Origin of the sequence: Natronorubrum marinum (genome assembly GCF_052040125.1) — an archaeon.
Classification (GTDB): domain Archaea; phylum Halobacteriota; class Halobacteria; order Halobacteriales; family Natrialbaceae; genus Natronorubrum.
Map to the genome: position 1 here is coordinate 668971 of NZ_JBPPFV010000001.1, position 19858 is coordinate 688828.

Genomic DNA, 19858 nt, shown 5'->3' on the forward strand with positions numbered 1-19858 from the left:
ATGATCGGAATCGTGGTTCGACCACCTATGGTCGATAGCCGAACCTACGAGTTCGAGGGTGAACGACCGACCATCGACGACGACGCGTCCGTGAGTCGGGACGCGGTCCTGGTCGGCGACATCCGAATCGAGGCCGAAGCAAGTGTCTGGCCCGGCGTCGTCCTCCGCGGCGATATCGGTCCCGTTCGCGTCGGTCACCAGGCACACGTTGGCGATAACGCCACGATCCACGCGTCGATGATCGAGCAGTACGTCATGGTCGGACACGGCGCCGTCCTCAACGAAGCGACCGTCGAGGAGCGAGCGCTGGTCGGCTTCAACGCGACGGTCAACACCGGGGCGACGATCGGGGCAGGCAGCGTCGTTGCCGCCGGCACGGTGATCCCCGACGAGTACGACATCCCGCCGGAGTCGTTCGCTCGCGGCGTCCCTGCCGAGATATCGCCGCTCGAGGAGACGGGGATCGACGCGGAAGCGATCTTCGAGGAGTTCGCGTCGGGCGAGTACACGAATCTCGCCGGACGACACACCGACCTGTTCGAGTAAGCGGGAGACGGATAGACGCGAACGGGACGATCGAGGCGTCTACTGAACGAAGCCGGCGAGTGGATGCTGAACAGGCGACGAACGGGAGCCGAGAGCAACGACGAGCGGAAACTGAGACGCGGCGACGCGCTCGCTACTCGCCGACCGGAATGCCGGCGCTGTCGTCGGCGTCGATTCGGATCGGGTCGTCCTGCCAGTCGATATCGAGTCGGCGACGCGAGAGGTACGGCGAGAGTGTCGACATCGAGACGAGCCCACAGTAGGTCTCTCCCTCGACGACAGGCAGATGTTTCACCCCATCCGCTCGCATCGTTTCGGCGGCCGCCGTGATCGATTCGCTCGGAGAGATGGTAGTCACGGGTGCGGACATGATGGTCTCGACTGGATGGGAATCGAGCGTTTCGGCCACGAACGCGACGATATCCGATTCGGTCACGATCCCGGCGACGGTTTCGTCTTCGAGGACGACCAGCGCCGGGACGTCAGGGTCGCGCAGTCGCTGGGCGGCCTCGCTCACGGGCGTCTCCGGCCGGAGCGTTCGTGCGGAACGAGTCAGTACGTCTTCGATTGGAACGTCGATCATCGCTTGTATAGTGGTACCAAACGACACTATATAGTCGCTGTGGACATACACACTATATCTCCTAGTATGGTTACGAAAGGCTCAATCAAATCACCATATGTGCCACAAACGTCTATGAAATCATCGGTTCGAACGCCATCGTCAGTGTTAGAGCTGTCCCGACGACTCACCTAAGCGTGCAATACCGGACTCGGCGAGACGGCGGCTGAACTAACCGAGTCTGCGACGGCATCAACGATCAGTTCGACCCCTGTGACGCGTCGTCGAACGAAGCGAGCCGCCGCAGTCGGGACAGTTCGAACGGTAGGAGACCGGATGGACTTCGGTTGAACAATCCCTGCGCTTGTAGTACTCTTTGTACCGACTCATTCGATATCCACTGTATTATATCTCCATCTGTCACGTATTAACGCTTTCTCTGGACGAAGTCTCGATACCGACAACAGTTCGGTGTACGACTGCTCCACGACGTGACGAAAGCGGCGAGTCACTGAACGATACCGGACTCGAGCAGCGTCTCGATTTCCTCCTCGTCGTACCCCGCGTCGGCGAGATACTCCCGAGTGTGTTCGCCCTGTGATGGAACGGTCTCGTCGGTCGCGTCCGACCCGGTACCGTGGCGTGCAGGGTAGCCGATCCGTGGCAGTGCGTCGTCCGTCCCTTTCAGGATCCCGCGAGCCTGAAACTGGGGATGATCGACCATCTCGGCGGGCGAGTAGACGCCCGCGAACGCTGCGTCGACGTCCTCGAGCCGGGTCTCCCACTCGTCTCGCGTGCGCTCGCGAAAGAGGTCCCGAAGTTCGCCCTCGAGCGCCGCCAGCACGTCCGGATCCTCGGATCCGTGTTCGTCGGCGAGGTCGTTTCGGTCGACGGCGTCACAGAAGGCGTCCCAGAACTGCGGCTCGAGGGCGGCCAGCGTCACCCACGTTCCGTCGGCCGTTTCGTAGCTGTCGTACCAGGGGACGCCGCCCGTCAGCGACGTCGCGCCGGGCCGCGGGTCGGCGGGGTCGCCCGTGAGTGCCTGGTAGGCGACCGGTTGAGCGAACGACGCCACGACGTCGGCCATCGCGACGTCGATGTACTCGCCGCCGCTATTGCCGAGTTCGCGCGCGAGCACCGCCTCGACGATGGCGAACGCGGTGAACAGGCCGCCGGCCATGTCGCCGATGGGGTAGCCGGGCATCTGCGGTTTTTCGTCCGGCGACTCTCGAGTCATGTCGAGCAGGCCGGCCAGCGCGACGTAGTTGAGGTCGTGACCGGCGCGGTCCGCCCAGGGACCCGCCTGCCCGTAGCCCGTGAGCGAACAGTAGATCAGTTCGTCGTTGTACTCGGTAAGCGTCTCGTAGTCGACACCCAGTCGGTCGACGACGCCGGGACGAAAGCCCTCGAGGACGACGTCGGCGTCCTCGACGAGCCGGTAGAACGCGTTTTGGCCGTCCTCGCTTTTCAGGTCGATCGCGACGCTGCGTTTCCCTCGGTTGACCATATCGAAGATTGCGCCGAAGCCGCGGGTCGTCTCCGGACCCATGAATCGGGCGTAGTCGCCCGCGCCGGTATCCTCTACCTTCACGACCTCGGCACCCGAGTCGGCCAGGAGCTGCGTCGCGTACGGGCCAGGCAACAGCCGCGAAAGATCGAGCACGCGAACGCCGTCGAGTCTCATAGCCGAGTTCTCGATGTACCGATACTTTATCGTATGGGCTGGGCTCAGCCACCGACCGACGGTGCGCGTGTCGTTCTCTCCCAAAGAATTACCTCCGTCGGCGGAATACGCAGCGATCTATGGACTTCGGACTGCAGGACAGAACCGCCGTCGTCACCGGCGGTGCCGGACGAATCGGAAGCGCCGACTGTCGACTACTCGCGAACGAAGGGGCGGACGTCGTCGTCCTCGACGTCGACGCCGACGGGGCGAGCGAGGTCGCCGCCGAAATCGACGAGACGGCGGACGCGGGCGAGGCGATGGCCCTCGAGTGCGATCTGACCGATGCGGACGACGTCCAGGACTCGATGGCTGGGGTACGCAACGAGTTCGGCGGGGTCGATATCCTCGTCAACAACGCGGCGATGGTCGACGCCCGTTCGCGCGTCGGCGACTACGACGACGACGTCTGGAACCGCGACGTCGAGATCAATCTCACCGGGACGTACAACATCAGCAAGGAAGTCTTCCCGGAGATGTGCGAGCGGGGCTGGGGCCGCGTCGTCAACATGTCCTCGATGGCCGGCTGGTACGGCGGGTTCGGCCAGCTCTCCTACTCGGCGACGAAGGCCGCGATGATCGGACTCGGGCGGACGATGGCGCTCGAGGGCGCCCAGTCGGACGTCACGTCGAACGTCATCGCACCCAATATCGTTGTCGGCGCGTGGGCCGAGATGGATCCCGACGAGCTCCGCGAGAACGTCGACGAGTACTACGCGCGAATCGCCGAAGCGACGCCGATGCGCCACCTCGGGACCGAAGAGGACGTCGCCAACATGGTCACCTACCTCTGTTCGGAGCAGGCGTCGTACGTGACCGGTCAAGTGGTCGGTGTCACGGGCGGCGTCGACCTCTTTAGCTTTTAAGCCCCGGACGCGGAATCGTTCGCAACTCTCCTTTTCACTCCGGATATTCGTCGTGCCACGGCCGCTGGCGTTCGAAGGCGGCGCTGGCGGCGATAACGTCGTCGTCGGCGTGTCGCTCGCCCGCGATCTGCATCCCGACGGGGAGTCCGTCGACGAAGCCGGCTGGAATCGAGGCTGCTGGCTGACCGGTGAGGTTGTACGGCTGTGTGAGCACCCAGCCGCGGAGCGGTTCGATCTCGACGCCGTCGATTTTCTCGGGCTCCTCGTCGTGGGGGAACGGTGTCGTCCCGACCGTTGCCGTCACGAGGAGGTCGTACTCCGCGAACAGGTCAACTAACCCATCGAGCACCCGCGTCCGAACGACGTCGGCGCGCTTGTACTCCCGCGTGGTCGGCTCGTTGGCGTCCATGATCAGGTTGACAAGGTACGGCCGCAGGCGGTCGCGGTCGTCGCCTTGCGGGTCGAACCCGTCGTCCTCGAGTGCGTCCAGCAGCGACCGCCACCGCACGGTCGCCATGGTATAGTAGGCGTCCAGTATCTCCTCGTTGTGGTGTCCCAGGTCGGGATCGACTGTGTCGACGGTCGCGCCGGCGCGTTCGAACGCCGAGACGGCGTCGTCGAGAACCGCACGTACGTCGGAATCGACGGGATAGACGTCCATGCCCGGACTGTAGGCGATCGTCATCTCGTCGATGGGGCGGTCGACGGCGGCACGGTACTCGTTCCGTTTCGGTACCGAGAACGGATCGCGCGGATGGGCCCCCGCCATCACGTCCAGCGAGAGGGCCGCGTCTTCGACTGTCCGAGCCATCGGTCCCGTGGTGGAAAACGGCGTGTGGCTCGCGAACCCGTTCGGCCGGCTGACGTTCGGGATCACTCCCTGGGTGGGCTTCAGTCCGTACACGCCGCAGAAACTCGCCGGCACGCGGACCGAACCACCAGCATCGGAGCCCGGCGCGAGCGGTACGAGCCGGTCGCCGAGCGCCGCTCCGGCTCCTCCGGACGAGCCCCCGGAGACGCGGTCAGGATCGAACGGGGTCCCCGTCGATCCGGCGACCCGGTTGTCGGTAGTCGTGCCGAGCCCGAACTCGGGCGTGTTCGTCTTCCCGACGACGATTGCGCCCGCTGCCTTCAACCGAGCGACAAACGGCGAATCCGAATCGGCGACGCGGTCCTCGAAGAGCAACGATCCCGACGTCGTCCGGACGCCCTCGACGTCGTCCAGGTCTTTAATGGCGACGGGGACGCCGTGTAGCGGCCCGAGCGGCTCGCCGTCCGCGATCGCACGCTCGGCCTCCTCGGCCATTTCGTGGGCCAGTTCGTCCGTAACGGTGACGAAAGCGTTCGTTCGATCGTTCCGTTCGTGGATGCGCTCGAGGACGGATTCAACGACTTCCGTGGGCGAGTACTCGCCGTCTCGAATTGCTCTCGCGAGACCGGCAGCAGTCAGACGTGTAGGTGTCGCGACCATGCTGGATCAGTCCATAACGCCCATCGACTTCGCGATCGTGTTGAGCTGAATCTCGTCGGTGCCCTCGACGATCCGCAGGATTCGCGCCTGGTGGAGCAGATCCATGTAGGGGTTCTCCTCGGCCAGCCCGTTCGCGCCGTTGACCTGCACGGCGGCGTCGGCGACCTCCCACATGACGTTCGTAGCGAACCACTTCAGCACGGAGGAGTCCATCACCGTCCGCTCGTCATGGGCCATCTTCCAGGCCAGTTTGAGCCCCGCCGCGTCCGCGGCGTAGGTCTTCGCCTTCCCGCGAGCGAGTTTCGCCGAGACCTGTTGGAAGTCGCCGATCGACCGGCCGAACGCCTCGCGCTCGGTGACGTACTCGGTGGCCTCCTCGAGCAGAAACTCGCTGTAGCCGACGGCCTCAGCGCCCAACTCGAGCCGTCCAAGCGAGAGAAAGTCCATCGCGGCGTAAAACGCGCCGTCGACCTCACCGAGCACACGACTTTCAGGAATCCGCACGTCGTCCAGTACGATCTCGGCCTGCGAGCCGACGGAGCCGACGGCGTTGTTGAACGAGCCGAGTTCGTACTCGTCGCGTTCCACGATGAAACACGTAATCCCGCCGTAGCGCCCCACCTCCTCCTGTGGCGTCGTCCGGGCGAAGAGTTGGACGAAGTCCGCGTACGGCGCGTTGGTGATCCACTGCTTGCGGCCGTTCAACACCCACTCGTCACCCTCCTTCTCCGCGATCGTCTCCATGTTCGGCGAGTCCGAGCCCGCGCCGGGTTCGGTCTGGGCGAACGCGGTCGACTGCTCCGCCCGGACGGTGGGCTCGAGGTAGCGCTCCACCTGATCGCCTTCGGCCTGCAACAGGAGCGGTTTCGGCCCCTCGGGGCCGGCGAGGACGTACCGCGTCATCCCGGGGCCGTGGGAGGCGAGGTGCTTTTTCGCCCGGTACCAGGCGACCGGCGAGACGTCCTCACCGCCGACGTCCTCGGGCAGGTTCATCGCGTAGAAGCCGGCTTCCGCGGAGCGACGGCGAATCTCGTCGCGGGCCTCGAGCAACTCGTCGGTCCACCGACCGTCCTCGCGGTGGCCCTTCCGCGGGTTCGTATAGACGTCACCCAACTCGTCGAGTATCGGCTCGACCTCCTGGGCGACGAACTCGTCGAGGCTGTCGAGGATCAGTCCCGTCTCATCGTCGACGGCGAAGCTCACGCCACCACTGTCGTTCGTTGACATACCCCAACGACCGTGTGATCGGACTTAAGGTTCAGCCTCTTCCCCGTCGTCTGCCTCGAGCACGGTATCGAACCGATCCCGCAGCCGTTTCTTGTCGAACTTCCCGGTCGAGGTCTTGGGAATCTCCTCGATAAACTCGTAGGCGTCGGGGAGCCACCAGTCCGGGAACGTCTCGGCGAGGTGGCTCTCGAGGTCGTCCGCTGTGAGCTCCCCGGTCCCCGTTGGAACGACGATTGCGAGGGGCCGTTCCTGCCAGCGTTCGTGTTCGACCGCGACGACCGTGGCCTCCGCGACGCGCTCGTGGGCCATGAGTTCGTTTTCGAGTTGCACGGAGGAGATCCACTCGCCGCCGGACTTGATCATGTCCGTGTCGCGGTCGACGACGTCGATATAGCCCAGTTCGTTCCGCACGGCGACGTCTCCCGTCCGAAGATAGCCGTCCGCCGTGAACGCGTGTTCGTTCTCCTCGGGACGGTTGTGGTAGTGGTCAGTCACCCAGGGGCTGCGAACCTCGAGTTCGCCCATCGTCTCGCCGTCCCGCGGGACCTCCTCCCCGTCATCGCCGATCACGCGGACCTGCATTCCGGGCACCGGGAATCCGGCCATCGCGCGGTACTCGTACTGCTCCTCATCCGGCAACTCCGCAACCTCCTTTCGGAGCGTGCTGAGCGTGCCCAGCGGCGACGTCTCGGTCATCCCCCAGCCCTGGAGGATCGGCGCGTCGTACTCCTCGTCGTACCGGCGGATGAGCGACTCCGGCGGCGCGGAGCCGCCGACCGTCAGCCGATCGATGTTCGAGATGTCGACCTCGGGATTCTCGTCCAAGTACTCGGCCATCTCGAGCCAGATGGTCGGGACGGCGGCGGAGAACGTCACCGCCTCCTCGTCGATCAGGTGGGCGATCGACTCGGGGTCGGTGTGAACTGAGGGAAACACCTGCTTCGCGCCGACGAACGTCGCGCCGTAGGGGATCCCCCAGCCGTTGGCGTGGAACATCGGGACGACCGGGAGCACGGTGTCGCGCTCGCCGATCGCGTTGGCGTCGACATGGCCGCCCACGACGCTGTGGAGGTACATCGCCCGGTGGGTGTAGGGAACGCCCTTCGGAAGTCCCGTCGTCCCCGACGTGTGGCACATGCCGTACTCCGTGTCCTCATCGATGTTGGGCCAGTCGTACTCGGTGGGGTGGCCGGAGAGCAGCGACTCGTAGTCGATCACCGGCTCGAGGTCGGTCTCCGGACCCGCCTCCTCGCTCTCGAGGACGACGTACTGCTCGACGCTTTCGAATTCGTCGGCGTTCGCCTCGACTTTCTCGACGAAGGCCGGATCGACGAAGAGCACCTCGTCCTCGGCGTCGTCGATGGTGTGAACGAAGTGGTGGTCGGGCAGCCGCATGTTACACATGTGGATCGACCGCCCGGTGCAGGCCGGCCCGAAGTACAGTTCGAAGTGCCGGTAGTGGTTCGTCGCGACCACGCCGACTCGCGCGCCCGCCTCGAGTCCCAGTTCGTCGAGCGCGTGCGCGAGCTGACAGATCCGCCCGTAGGCGTCGGCGTACGTGTACCGGTGCGTACTCCCGTCGGGGAGTTTCGTCACCAACTCCCGGTCGGGGAACAGGTCGACCGCGCGCTCGAGATGCTTGTCAAGTGTTAACTGGATACCCATCATGGCTGGGGCAAATATTACGATCAGACAGTTAACTGTTCGGCCGACCGTCTCTCAGTACGCTTCGTCAAACCCTTTCCGAACCGGTATCGAAACATCTCTCTGACCGTCTCGAAGCACCTTCCCGACCGCTATCGGACCACCTTCCCGACCGTCAGTCGTCGCCCTCGAGTCGCACTAGCTCGTCGACGTCGGGAATGTCGGCCGCGGCGTCGGTGATCTGGCGCATCCGATCGGTGTGCTTGTCGACGGCGTAGGCTGCAAGCTCTCCATCCTGCAGACCGACGCGCTCCTCGCCGGGGTCGGGCTGGAACCGGTCGTCCTCGGTGATGCCCTGGACGAGCGGCAGCAGTTCGTTGACCGTCCCCTCGATCAGTTCGGGGTCGACGCCCTCTTCGCGGATGAGCGTCTTGAGCTGATTCATGCCGAAGCCGACGTGGCGTCCCTCGTCGCTTCTGATCTTCGTGAAGCCCTCGACCAGCCCCGGCAGGTACGGCAGTTCCTCGAACTCGCCGCCGTAGGAGGTCTGCATCCCGTAATAGCCCGTCTGGGCGAGGATTCCCTCGACGGTGAGGTGGTAGTGGCAGTACGCCTTCGCGCGGTTCTCCGGGGTGTCGTCCTCGAGCAGCCGATCCTGCGCCTTCTTGTTTCGGTCGAACAGCTCGATGTAGGGATCGTTGAACCACTTCTCGTCGCGGGGGTTCGACCGCTCCCAGCCGAGTTCGTCCTCCACCGTCCAGATCACCTCGCGCCAGTAGCGGTCGAAGAAGTCGGCGTGTTTGGCCTCCTCGTAGAGTTGGGTCGTCAGGAACAGCTGATCGTCGATGTCCTCGAGTACCGTCGCCAGCGGCGCGAGATCCTCGGTGACGGCGTCCTCACCCGCCCCGAACTTCGCGATACCGTTCAGCGTTCGGTCCCACGCCCGGGCGTCGTAGTCCTCGGTGCCCTCGATGTACTCGAGGAGGTTTTTCACATCTTGTTCGAGGTCGATCTCGCCGGGATCCCAGTGCCGTTCGACGGCGTTCCGGTAGTATCGGTTCGATCGTGACTCCCGATTCATCAGCTCGGACGGTGTGTAGTCCGTTGCCATGACCCAAACTAGTCGGCGCGGCTACTAAAACTGCTCTTCACCAGAAACTGAGAGAACGAGTCGTTGGTATCACACACTGGCGTCGTCTTCGCCCTCGAACGACGGCCCGTGAACTACGTCTGCTGGGGTGCCGAGCCGATTTCGAAGATCTCCGCGTAGAGGCTCTCGGCGAGCGCGTCGATATTTGCTTCCGCCTCGCTGGCGGCCATCGTGTCGCCGACGCCTTGCCATTCGACGGACAGCTGGGCGACCGGGACCAGTGCAATTCCGCCGACGGTGATCTCGCCGTCGGGGGTGTGAACCGTCCACTCCGTTCGCATGCCGTCCGACGAGCGGGTGACGTCGTCGATCTGACCGCCGGCGGCGACCCACCGCTCGACGAGCCCGTCGGTGATCCGCCGCAGCTTTCGTTCGCCGAGAACGTGGACGGCGACGCCCGCACCCACGAGCGCGACGAACGCGACGAGCGCCACCGGCAGCCCGCCGTAGGGGACGTTCACCGACGCCGCGAGCCCCGCGGTGACGACGACGAGACCGAGGACCCGCGCGTCGACCGCGCTGGGAATCGTTCCACTCCAGCCGGCCGTCCGGCTCTGGCTTTGAGTCGGCTGCTCGAGTTGCATCGTATCTACGACTGTCGAGGACACCCGGGTAGTCGTTGGCCTGTCTCAGTGTTCACTTTATACGCGAACTGTCAAATTCATTCGTAATCGAGTAATTCTTCGTCACCGTGACGTTCGCGCAACGCTTCGAGATCCGCTCGCTGTTCCTCGAGTCGCGGCGTCGGTTCCGCGTACACGTACTCGAACATCTCCCGGGGGTCGACGTCGCTATCGGCGCCCTCCGCGCGGTCGATCAGGCGCTCGAGGGTCGCGTCGATTTCGGACTCGATCGACTCGATTCGCTCGTCGTCGAGCAGGTCGCGGCCGCGCAGGTAGGCGTCGAACCGATCGATCGGATCCCGGTCGCGCCAGCGCTCGACCTCCTCGTCGTCGCGGTAGACCGACGGATCGTCGGCCGTCGTGTGCGCGCCGTAGCGGTACTGGACGGCCTCGATCAGCGTCGGCCGTACCCGTTCGCCGTCGGTCTCGAGCGCCTTCTCCCGCGCGGCTTTCGTGACGACGTAGCTCGCCAGCGGATCCATCCCGTCGACCTGCACGCCCGCGAAGCCGTAGGCGTCGGCCTTCTGCGCCAAGGTGGCGCTGGCCGTCTGTCTCTCTCGCGGAATCGAAATCGCCCACTGGTTGTTGTTACAGAAGAAGATCGTGGGCGTATCGAAGACGCCGGCGAAGTTCATCGCCTCGTGGAAGTCGCCTTCTGACGTCGACCCGTCGCCGAAGTGGACGAGGCTCACGCGTTCGTCGTTGTTCAGTTTCGCGGCCCACGACCAGCCGACCGCCTGGGGGAGGTGTGCGCCGATCGAGATGTTCAGCGGGAAGATGTCGATCTCGTCGATCGCCGCGTTGCCGTCCTCGTGACCCATCCAGTACAGCAGGTACTCCCAAGGCAACTCCCGCGCGACGAGCGCGCCGTGTTCCCGATACTGGTAGGAAATCATGTCGTCGTCCGCGAGCGCGTAGGTCGACCCGATCTGTGAGCCCTCCTGACCGGCCAGCGAGGAGTACGTCCCCATCCGCCCCTGTCGCTGGAGGCTGATCATCCGCTCGTCGAACCGCCGGGAAAAGCGCATATCGCGGTACATTCCGAGCAGCGTCTCGTCCTCGAGATCCGGTTCGAGGTCCGGTGCGACGACGGCCCCGTCGGCGTCGAGCACCCGAATCCGATCGTCCGGCGCTCGCTCGAGAACGGCGTGCTCGAGGGCGTCTTCTGACATGCCTGCACCGTGGGGTTCGGACTACATAACGGTACTCGTGCCGGAACTGCAGTCGGAAACCGATGGGAACGGTCACTGACAGGAGCGTGGCGAAAAACGCTATGTGCTGGCCCCAGTATGCCAGTGTATGACCTGGACGGTGATGCCGACGTTCGAGGACTACACGCAGGCGCGAGCGGAGTTCGAGTGGGACCTCCCCGACGCGTTCAACCCCGCCATCGATTTCCTCCGGAAACACGACGACACGAGTCGGACGGCGCTCCGATACGAGGATCCCGACGACGGCCTCGAGACCTACTCCTTCGACGACCTCGACGATCGATCTGATCGGATCGCGGCCGCGCTCGCCGACCTCGGCGTCGAGGCGGGCGACCGCGTCGGCGTCGTCGTTCCGCAGAAACCGGAGAATCCGATCAGCCATCTGGCGAACTGGAAGATTGGTGCCGTCTCCGTCCCGCTCACGGTACTCTTCGGTCGGGACGCGTTGCAGTATCGACTCGCCGACAGCGAGGCCACCGCCGTGTTCGTCGATCCGAGCGTGCGCGAGACGATCGACGAGATTCGAGACGAGTGTCCCGACCTCGAGCACGTGATCGAACTCGGCACCGGGAAGTCGGTCTCGGGGGACGCCTACGCCTTCGATGACCTGCTCGAGGCTCACGAGCCCGGTCTCGACGTCTACGACGCGACGCCGGAGACCCCGACGGCGATCATGTACACGAGCGGCTCGACGGGACCGCCGAAGGGCGTCCGCCACAGCCACGCCCTCTGGCTCGGCCGGGCCGCGGCGGCGTACAACTACTTCGATCAGGGGCTCGAACCGGGTGAGACGACTCTCTGGACGCCGGCCGACTGGGCCTGGGGGGCCGCGCTTGGCGGCACGCTCTTCGCGGCGTGGCACCACGGCTGTACGATCGTCGGCTGGCCGCGCGACGGGTTCGATCCCGAGGCGGCCTACGACCTCATGGCGCGACACGAGGTGGACAAGGCGTTCATGCCACCGACCGCGCTCCGGATGCTGATGTCCGTCGACGACCCCGAGGACCGGTTCGACCTCTCGCTCGAGACGTTCGCCTCGGCGGGCGAACCCCTCACGTCCGAAGTCGTCAATTGGGTCGACGCCACCTTCGAGAGCGTCGCGATCAACGACTTCTACGGCCAGACCGAACTCAACCTCGTCGTCGGCAACTCGGATCTCTGGTTCGACACTCGGCCTGGGAGCATGGGGAAGCCGTTCCCCGGCTACGAGGTTCGCGTCATCGACCCCGACAGCGACGAAGCACTCGAGACCGGCGAGGTGGGCGAACTCGCGGTGAAGCCGGGGGACCGACGCGTCTTCTTCGACGAGTACTGGAAACTGCCGGAGAAGACGGCCGAGAAGCAGACGGAGGACGGGTGGTTCCGCACCGGCGACCTCGTGAAACGCGACGACGAAGGGTATTTCTGGTTCGTCTCCCGGACCGACGACGTGATCCTCACGAGCGGCTACCGCGTCGGCCCGATGGAGGTCGAGGAGGCCATCCTTCACCATCCCGACGCCGAACAGGCGGGCGTCGTCGGCGTCCCGGACGAGACTCGTGGCGAGGCGATCAAGGCGTACGTCCAGCCCGCGACTGCCGACTACGACCCGGCCCAACTGCGCGAGGAGATTCGCGACCTCGTTCGAGAGCGCCTCGCCGAGTACGAGTACCCACAGCACATCGAGTTCGTCGAGGAACTCCCGACGACGACCACCGGCAAGATCCAGCGCCGATCGCTCCGAAATCGCGAAACTCCCTCGGACGGAACCGACGACTGAGGCGGTCGGCGGTCATCACCACTCGGACTCATCGACTCGAGGCTCCTCGTGGAACGTCCCGGCTACGCCGGTTCCAACGAACCGGCAGTCAAAGTCGGTTTTATGAGTCCACTGTGTGAACACCAGCCTATGCACCGCGTGCTACTCCCCGTCGACACAAACGAGAGTCGGGCGATCAAACAGGCGACGTACGTCGCCTCGCTACCGGATGCAGCGCAATCGGTCGAAGCGCACATTCTGTTCATCTTCGACGAGGAGAGTGCGGACCTGCCCAAGGAGTTCGAGCAGTTCAAGTCGGCCTCCCGTATCGGGTCCGTTCGACGCGCAAGGGAGCGACTCGAGGAGGCCTCGGTCGACGTCACCGTCCTCGAAAAAAGCGGCGGCGCCGACGGGGGCGACATCCTCGAGACGGCCCGAGAGTACGACGTCGACTCGATCGTGCTCGGCGGCCGGAAGCGCTCGCCGGTCGGCAAGGCGGTGTTCGGCAGCGTCACGCAGTCGGTCATCCTCGAGACCGATCGGCCGGTCGTCGTGACGGGCGGCGGGCAGGACTAAACCGGCACGCCGCTGTTTCTCCGCTCGATTCCGTAATTCGGCTGTTCGACCCACGAGCCGCCGGACTGTCCGATGGCGTCGGCTCGAGTTCGGGCGCGGATTCGACTCGCGTTCAGCCGATGCCGTCGTGTCGTCTACCGATTTGCTATCGCGCTCACTAGTTTATCGACCGGTCGCCGTTCACCGTTCGACGAGACAGTGATGGTGTCTCGACGGCGTCTCGGTTCGGTTTGTGCCGAATCGTCGTCTCTCCTGCCCGTTTGCTGACGCTTATCCGTTGGACGGTCAATGTGTGCGTATGGCACTCGAGAAACCGGATCTCTCCGGCCAGACGGCGTTTATTACGGGAACGACCCGCGGTATCGGCAAGTCGATCGCACTCGCCCTTGCGGAACAGGGCTGCAACATCGTCTCGACGGGCAAGACGAGCGAGGAAGACGACGATTACGAAGACCGCGACCTCGAGGGGTCGATCGAGCAGACGGCTCGCGAGGCAGAAGAACGGGGCGTCGACGCGCTGTCGATCAAGCTCGACGTCCGGGACGAAGCGGCCGTCGAGGCGGCGGCCGAGCGCGCGATCGACGAGTTCGGGGAGGTCAACATCGTCATCAACAACGCGAGCGCGATCCAGCTCGCGTCCGTCGAAGACCTCCCGCCCAAGCGGTTCGACCTCCTGACGGACGTCAACGTTCGGGGGACGTACCTGACCTCGAGAGCCTTCGCTGACCACCTCCGGGAAGTCGAGAACGCCTGGTTGCTCACGAACTCGCCGCCGGTCGGCATCGACCGCTCCCCCGGATCGGGTCCGTACGCGTGGTCGAAACTCGGCATGTCGTTCGTCACGCTCACGCTGGCGAGCGAACTCGGCGGCGACGACGTCGGCTGTAACACGTTCTGGCCAGTAACGGCGATCGATACCCGCGCGACGCGGTACTTCGGGATGGGGACCGAAGACGACTGGCGGACGCCCGAGATCGTCAGCGACACCGTCCTCGAGATTCTCGGTCGCGATCCGGCCGAGTTCACCGGAAACGCCGTTTACGACGAGGACGTGCTTCGAGAAGCGGGCGTGAACGATTTCTCGCGGTACAACCTCACCGAGGGCGATCCGGCGCCCGGATCGGCGCAGTTGTTCGATCCGGAGTACAGTCGTCCTGAGTGACGGTCATCGCCCGTTCTCACCTCGAAACGAGTCAGCTACGACAGGAGTTCGGACGCGTCGGTCGACGCGACCTCGGCCTTGAGCGCGACCGGAACCGAATCGAGTACGATCGACGGCGCCACGTTGGCCGGTTCGCCGGCAGTCGCGCCGCTACTGCTGGTTTCTTCGACGACGTACCGCTGGCCCAGCATCGGATCGAGCAAGCTGTCGACCTCGCCGCGGTCGTCCCGGAGGATCGGCGCGTCGGGGTCGGGATCGCCCAAATGGTTGTCGATCTGATCCGCAAGGTCGACGCTCAGTTCGCGGTCGTCGTTGCGCTCTTGGAGGTCTGCCTCGGAGAACGCAGTCGCGTCGTTCGTCCCCACGATCTGAATGTTCTGGATGGCACTCGAGTCCGACGTACGGAAGGCGTACGTGTCGCCGAAGGCCTCGTCCATCGTGTTCTGCTGGGCGTGGTAGAACTCGGCGGCGGGTCCGTTCGGTGCGGAGATGACGTTGGCGTGGAAGATGCCGTCGTCCGTCAGTCGCTCGCTCACGAGGTCCATAAACTCCACGGTGGTCAGGTGGAAGGGGACCTGATTCTGTTTGTAGGCGTCGAGGACGATCAGGTCGTAGGTTTCGTCGGTGTTCTGGAGGAACTGCCGCCCGTCGTAGACGTGTGAGGTCATGTTCTCGTCGTGCTCGAGGCCGAAGTAGTCCTCGGCGGCGTCGGTGACCTCGGGATCGATCTCGACCACGTCGATGTCGACGTCGTACTGTTCCTCGAAATCCTGCGGGCCGCTGTAGCCTCCGCCCCCGATGAACAGGACGTTATCGACGTCCTCGACGTCGTCGGTCATGAGCATCGGCAGGTGGAAGTAGGTCGTGTACTCGAAGACGTGTCGGTCGGGATCCTCGAGGTCTACCGCACTGTGTCGCGCGCCGTCTAAGTACAGCGTCCGTTCGTCGCCGTCGTCGACGACCTCGAGTTGCTGGTAGGCCGTTTGAGTCTGGTAGACGACGTCGCCGCGGTGGTCGACCGCGACCGGCCCGGCACCGGTCGCCGCGACGAGCAAGAGAACGACGACGACGCTTGCGAGGACGGGTTTCCGCGAGAGCGAGGGGACGTTGAGTGCGAACGCCGTCCCGACGAGGACGAGTCCGAACAGGAGGCCGATGCCGTCGATACTCAGTTCGGGGATGAGGACGAACGTGGTCGCCGCCGAGCCGAGGATGCTGCCGATCGTCCCCAGCGCGTAGACGTGTCCCGACGCCTCGCCGGTGCCGCGCTTCTGCGAGAGCTCCGCGGCGTAGGGGCTGATGAAGCCGAGCAGGTACGTCGGCGGGCCGAAGAGGATGATCGCCGCCGGGAGCGCGGCGTACCGCGGCGGCAGCGCGAGCGTCGCGGTATACCGCAGGAGGAAGTCGCTCGCGTAGATCACGACCGCGACGTACACTGCGGTCCCGAGCAACAGCCACGACATCTCCCGGTTCGTCGCTGTGCTGGCTCGCTTCCCGCCCTGCCAGTAGCCGACGCTCAATGCGGCGAGTACGACGGTCAGAATCCCGCCGACGGTGTAGATGTGGCTGCCGAACTGGGGGGCGATGAGTCGGACGGCCAGAATCTCGAGACCCATGCTGGTGACCCCCGAGACGAAGACGGCGAGTTCGGGTTTCGTGGGTCGGTAGTTCGCGGCGGTCCGCACGTCCATTACCCGACCGGAATAGGTCCCGCCGTGAGTACTTGTCGCCTCGGTAGCGGTCCGACGCCCTGCGGGGGTCCCATCACGGCCGCGTGACAACGTGCGTGAGTACGAACACGGCAACCGCGACGACCGCGACGGTCGCGACGCCGAACTCGAGGGCTCCGACGAGGTCCGCACCCCAGACGAACATGGCGGCGAACAGCGTCGACAGCACCGCGTTCATCGCCACCAGCACGCGCGGGTCGCCCTCCGAGGACTCGAGTCCCTCCGTCAACCCGTCCGGCTCGGCGTCGGGGTCTGTCATGGCTGAATACGCGAACGTCGCCCACTTATCCGTTTCCCTGTCGGAACCCCCTCGCGTACTCGGCGACACGGGCATTTATATCGGTTCCCGCGAAGGTGGCCGGTATGCGCGAGGTGACGGTCTCTCGAGTCGTCAACGCGTCGCCGGTCGTGGTAGCCCGGTGGCTCGATCCGCCGACGATCGTTGAAGCTGAGGGGAGTTTCACCGTCGAGACAATCGGCAAGGACGGGGACGCAACGGTCGTGGTCGCCAGCGGCCCCGGCATGCAACTGCCGCTGCGGTTCGAGGATCGCGACGAATCGATCTACTACACGCAGGAGGGCGAGCAGGGGCCGTTCTCCCACATGGAGACGTGGATCGACCTCGAAGACGCGCCCGACGGCACGCGGGTCACGATTCGGTCGTCGGTCTCGCTCGCCGCACCGCTGCCGTTCGGGGATCGGCTGGCCGCCTGGAAACGAAAGGGCGAATTGAAACGGGCGCTCGACGCGCTCGCCGAGGAGTTCGGCGACGTCTAATAAACCGCGTCCGCCGGACCCGATCGGGGCTCTCGTCGCACGAAGCCGATCAGGGCTCTCGTAGCGCTACGTCCTTTCCGTCGTCGCTCGGGAACGGATTCTCGAGGTCGGTCTCCTCACCCCACTCCTCGTCCGTGACGAGACAGTCCTCGAGTGCCACCTCGAGCCGATCCTCGTCGGTCTCGGTGCCGATGAAGACCAGTTCCGTCCGTCGGTCGCCGTGTTCGTCGTGCCACTCGAGGTTCGGTCGGTTAGAGCGGTAGAGGTCCCGTTGTGTCTCCGGGAGGGCGGCGATCCACGGGCCGTTGGTGCTCGCGCGGACGGACGGGCCGGCGTGGGAGATGTCGATTCTGACGTCGCGTCCGGCGATCCACGCGGCTCCCTTCGAGCGGACGATCCCGTCGGGAAGCTCCCGGAGGAACGACGCAAACCGTTCGGGGTGGAACGGCCGTCGCGCGCGAAAGACGACGGAGTCGACGCCGTAGACCTCGTCGGGATGGCGGTGGTCGTGGTCGTGCCCGTCGTCGCTGTGACCGTGGTCGTGGCCGTGCTCGTCGTTGCTGTGACCGTGGTCGTGGCCGTGCTCGTTTTTGTCGCGTCCATCGCCGTGGTCGTGGCTATGACTGTGTCCGTCCTCGCCGCGCTCGTCGTCATCACCCTCGCCTTCGTCCGCCAGTGCGCGCTGCCAGCCGGCGATCTCTCCCATCCGATCCGGATCGAAGAGGCCGATGCCGAGCACGCGGTCGGGATCGACGGCACTGAACTCCGTGCGGACGATCTCAGCCTCGGGCTGGAGCGCGCGGACCAGGGCTTCGGCCTCCTCGAGTTCCGCGGCCGAACAGAGATCGGTCTTGTTGAGTAAGACGAGGTTCGAAACCTCGAGTTGCTCGATCATCAGATCCGAGAGCGGGCGCGTTTCGTCGCCTTCGTCACCGACTGCCCCTTGCCGTTCGGGCACCTCGTCGCCGGCGAAGCAGTCGAGAAAGCGCCGCGTGTCGAGGACGGTCACGAGCGCGTCGATCTCGTAGCTGGCTGCCACTCGAGAGGTGGTCGTAAACAGCCGCGCGACCGGTTCGGGCTCCGAGATGCCCGAGGACTCGACGAGCAGGTGATCGAAGTCGCGCTCGCGGGCGAGTCGCACGACGGCGGTCTCGAGGTCGTCCTGCAGTTCACAGCAGATACAGCCGTTCGAGAGCTCGGCGACGCCGTCCTCGAGATCGAGATCGGAGCCCTCGGCGACCAGTTCGGCGTCGACGTTGACTTCGCCCATGTCGTTGACCAGGACGGCGAGGTCGCGCTCGCCCGCCTTGCTCAGCAGGTGATTGAGGAGCGTCGTCTTGCCCGCGCCGAGATTTCCCGAGAGTACGGTGACGGGAATGCCGCCGGATTCGGATGACATACCCGAGAGGTTGTGACTCGAGGGTCAAGAAGCGTCGTGTTGTGGCCGATACACCCCGCAAAGGGGGTGTCCGACGCGACAGCTTTTTGCCTCCGGGCCCGAGCATGACCGACGATGACACTTGCCGATCGGATCGCGTCGTTCCGGGAGACACTCGAGGAGTGGCTTCGCGGGCTCTTTCACGGGATGTTCACGCATCCGGCCTACGAGAAGATCGAGGCCGAGGCCGAAGACACGGAGGATGCGTTCATGTTGGCGTGTTTCCCCGACGCCTTCGGCATTCCGAGTCCCGTCTCCTACTACACCGCCGAACTGCTGCCCTACCTCGAGGACGAGTATCAGGCCTGGGAGCGGCGCATGTGGGACCGCCAATCCGTGATCGAGCGCAAGGGCCACCAGTACCACTTCTGACCGATGGCAACGTTCACCTTCTTCGGCGGCAAGGGCGGCGTCGGCAAGACGACCGTCTCGAGCGCCTACGCCCTCGAGTGCGTCGAGGCCGGACTCGAAACGCTCGTCGTTTCGACGGACCCGGCCCACAGCACGGCCGACGTCTTCGATCAGGAGTTCAGCGACGAGCCCCAGCCCGTCGAGGGGTACGACGGGCTCTCGGCGATGGAAATCGATCCGGAACAGGAGGTCCAGGACCACCTGATGGACCTGCGCCGACAGCTCGACTCACAGCTGAGCGCCGCGATGGTCAACGAAGTCGACATCCAACTCGAGATGGCCCACCAGACGCCGGGGGCCTACGAGGCCGCCCTCTTCGACCGGTTCGTCGAGGTCATGCGGAACGCAGACCCCTACGACCGAGTCGTCTTCGACACTTCGCCGACCGGGTCGACGCTCCGCCTGCTCGCCCTGCCGGAACTCCTCGAGCGCTGGATCGATCGGCTGATGGACAAACGCGAACGTAGCATCGATCTCTTCGAGAAGGCCGCGATCGGCAATCAGGAGCCCCGGCGGGTGATGGAGGGGGATCCGATCCTCGCGCGCCTGCAGGGGCGCAAAGAACGCTTCGAGTTCGCCGGCGAGGTGCTCCGCGAGGACGCCGCCTTCTACCTCGTCCTCAATCCCGACGAGCTCTCGATTCGGGAAACCGCCCGGTCGCTCGAGACGCTCGGCGAGGCCGACCTGCCCGTGCGCGGGCTCGTCGTCAACCGGCTGACGCCCGAGCCGGATCCCCACGAAGAGGGCCGCGGCGCGACCTATCTCCGCGACCGGGTCGAAACGGAACGCGAGCGCCTCGAGTACATCGAACGGGAGTTCGACACGCCGGTCGTCGCGACCATCGAGACGCGCGTCGCGGAGGTTCGAGGGAGTATACTCGAGGACGTCGCCGGCGAACTCGAGATTTCGGTTGGCGATGACCGACCGCGGCCGAGCTAAGGAGGCCGGTCGATTTCACGATCGAACCCTTATCGCTGAACGGAGTGTCTGCTTGTCTTACAGC

General features: G+C 65.0%; 19 protein-coding genes. 8 read left to right on the plus strand and 11 right to left on the minus strand.

Annotated features, from left to right (window positions below; translation table 11 throughout):
• The first annotated feature begins 27 nt into the window (after window positions 1-27).
• The gene (locus ACSFC5_RS03405; protein ID WP_440763852.1) at window positions 28-546 is read left to right on the plus strand and encodes a gamma carbonic anhydrase family protein; all 519 of its coding nucleotides are present in this window, start codon (window positions 28-30) and stop codon (window positions 544-546) included.
• A gap of 133 nt (window positions 547-679) precedes the next feature.
• On the opposite strand, the gene ACSFC5_RS03410 is transcribed toward ACSFC5_RS03405, so the two are convergent.
• Both ACSFC5_RS03410 and ACSFC5_RS03415 read right to left on the minus strand, forming a co-directional pair.
• Complete coding sequence (locus ACSFC5_RS03410) at window positions 680-1129, minus strand: CBS domain-containing protein (protein WP_440763853.1); 450 nt, start codon at window positions 1127-1129, stop codon at window positions 680-682.
• Window positions 1130-1616: 487 nt separating this feature from the next.
• The gene (locus tag ACSFC5_RS03415) at window positions 1617-2792 is read right to left on the minus strand and encodes a CaiB/BaiF CoA transferase family protein (RefSeq protein ID WP_440763854.1); all 1176 of its coding nucleotides are present in this window, start codon (window positions 2790-2792) and stop codon (window positions 1617-1619) included.
• A gap of 119 nt (window positions 2793-2911) precedes the next feature.
• On the opposite strand from ACSFC5_RS03415, the gene ACSFC5_RS03420 reads away from it, so the two are divergent.
• On the plus strand, window positions 2912-3697 hold the full coding sequence (locus ACSFC5_RS03420; RefSeq protein WP_440763855.1) for an SDR family NAD(P)-dependent oxidoreductase: 786 nt from the start codon (window positions 2912-2914) through the stop codon (window positions 3695-3697).
• A 34-nt stretch (window positions 3698-3731) separates the two neighbouring features.
• Here the strand turns inward: ACSFC5_RS03420 and ACSFC5_RS03425 are convergent, their stop codons facing one another.
• The 6 genes from ACSFC5_RS03425 to pdhA form a co-directional block, all read right to left on the minus strand.
• On the minus strand, window positions 3732-5168 hold the full coding sequence (locus ACSFC5_RS03425) for an amidase (protein WP_440763856.1): 1437 nt from the start codon (window positions 5166-5168) through the stop codon (window positions 3732-3734).
• Window positions 5169-5174: 6 nt separating this feature from the next.
• Window positions 5175-6395, minus strand: a complete 1221-nt coding sequence (locus tag ACSFC5_RS03430) for an acyl-CoA dehydrogenase family protein (RefSeq protein WP_440763857.1) — start codon at window positions 6393-6395, stop codon at window positions 5175-5177.
• Between the two features lie 24 nt (window positions 6396-6419).
• The gene (locus ACSFC5_RS03435) at window positions 6420-8063 is read right to left on the minus strand and encodes a long-chain fatty acid--CoA ligase (protein ID WP_440763858.1); all 1644 of its coding nucleotides are present in this window, start codon (window positions 8061-8063) and stop codon (window positions 6420-6422) included.
• A gap of 151 nt (window positions 8064-8214) precedes the next feature.
• Window positions 8215-9150, minus strand: coding sequence for a ferritin family protein (locus ACSFC5_RS03440; RefSeq protein ID WP_440763859.1), 936 nt, complete (start codon window positions 9148-9150; stop codon window positions 8215-8217).
• A 113-nt stretch (window positions 9151-9263) separates the two neighbouring features.
• The gene (locus ACSFC5_RS03445; RefSeq protein WP_440763860.1) at window positions 9264-9773 is read right to left on the minus strand and encodes a hypothetical protein; all 510 of its coding nucleotides are present in this window, start codon (window positions 9771-9773) and stop codon (window positions 9264-9266) included.
• A gap of 77 nt (window positions 9774-9850) precedes the next feature.
• Window positions 9851-10984, minus strand: a complete 1134-nt coding sequence (gene pdhA, locus ACSFC5_RS03450; RefSeq protein WP_440763861.1) for a pyruvate dehydrogenase (acetyl-transferring) E1 component subunit alpha — start codon at window positions 10982-10984, stop codon at window positions 9851-9853.
• Between the two features lie 127 nt (window positions 10985-11111).
• Here pdhA and ACSFC5_RS03455 point away from each other — a divergent pair, with 127 nt between their 5' ends.
• The 3 genes from ACSFC5_RS03455 (at window position 11112) to ACSFC5_RS03465 (ending at window position 14499) form a co-directional block, all read left to right on the plus strand.
• The gene (locus tag ACSFC5_RS03455; protein WP_440763862.1) at window positions 11112-12782 is read left to right on the plus strand and encodes an acetate--CoA ligase; all 1671 of its coding nucleotides are present in this window, start codon (window positions 11112-11114) and stop codon (window positions 12780-12782) included.
• Window positions 12783-12911: 129 nt separating this feature from the next.
• On the plus strand, window positions 12912-13337 hold the full coding sequence (locus ACSFC5_RS03460; protein WP_440763863.1) for a universal stress protein: 426 nt from the start codon (window positions 12912-12914) through the stop codon (window positions 13335-13337).
• A 298-nt stretch (window positions 13338-13635) separates the two neighbouring features.
• Window positions 13636-14499 (plus strand): SDR family oxidoreductase, encoded by an 864-nt coding sequence (locus tag ACSFC5_RS03465; RefSeq protein ID WP_440763864.1) that lies wholly within the window; start codon window positions 13636-13638, stop codon window positions 14497-14499.
• Window positions 14500-14534: 35 nt separating this feature from the next.
• Here the strand turns inward: ACSFC5_RS03465 and ACSFC5_RS03470 are convergent, their stop codons facing one another.
• Both ACSFC5_RS03470 and ACSFC5_RS03475 read right to left on the minus strand, forming a co-directional pair.
• On the minus strand, window positions 14535-16190 hold the full coding sequence (locus ACSFC5_RS03470) for a spermidine synthase (protein ID WP_440763865.1): 1656 nt from the start codon (window positions 16188-16190) through the stop codon (window positions 14535-14537).
• A 73-nt stretch (window positions 16191-16263) separates the two neighbouring features.
• Entirely contained in the window at window positions 16264-16488 is a 225-nt protein-coding gene (locus tag ACSFC5_RS03475; RefSeq protein WP_440763866.1) for a DUF8107 family protein, read from the minus strand.
• A 104-nt stretch (window positions 16489-16592) separates the two neighbouring features.
• Between ACSFC5_RS03475 and ACSFC5_RS03480 the strand changes: the two genes are divergently transcribed.
• The gene (locus ACSFC5_RS03480) at window positions 16593-17006 is read left to right on the plus strand and encodes an SRPBCC family protein (RefSeq protein WP_440763867.1); all 414 of its coding nucleotides are present in this window, start codon (window positions 16593-16595) and stop codon (window positions 17004-17006) included.
• Window positions 17007-17055: 49 nt separating this feature from the next.
• On the opposite strand, the gene ACSFC5_RS03485 is transcribed toward ACSFC5_RS03480, so the two are convergent.
• Complete coding sequence (locus tag ACSFC5_RS03485; RefSeq protein ID WP_440763868.1) at window positions 17056-18405, minus strand: CobW family GTP-binding protein; 1350 nt, start codon at window positions 18403-18405, stop codon at window positions 17056-17058.
• Window positions 18406-18519: 114 nt separating this feature from the next.
• Here ACSFC5_RS03485 and ACSFC5_RS03490 point away from each other — a divergent pair, with 114 nt between their 5' ends.
• Entirely contained in the window at window positions 18520-18816 is a 297-nt protein-coding gene (locus ACSFC5_RS03490) for a DUF7990 family protein (RefSeq protein ID WP_006090117.1), read from the plus strand.
• A gap of 3 nt (window positions 18817-18819) precedes the next feature.
• Window positions 18820-19794: an ArsA family ATPase gene (locus tag ACSFC5_RS03495; protein WP_440763869.1), complete on the plus strand. Its 975-nt coding sequence runs from the start codon at window positions 18820-18822 to the stop codon at window positions 19792-19794.
• Window positions 19795-19858: the final 64 nt, after the last annotated feature.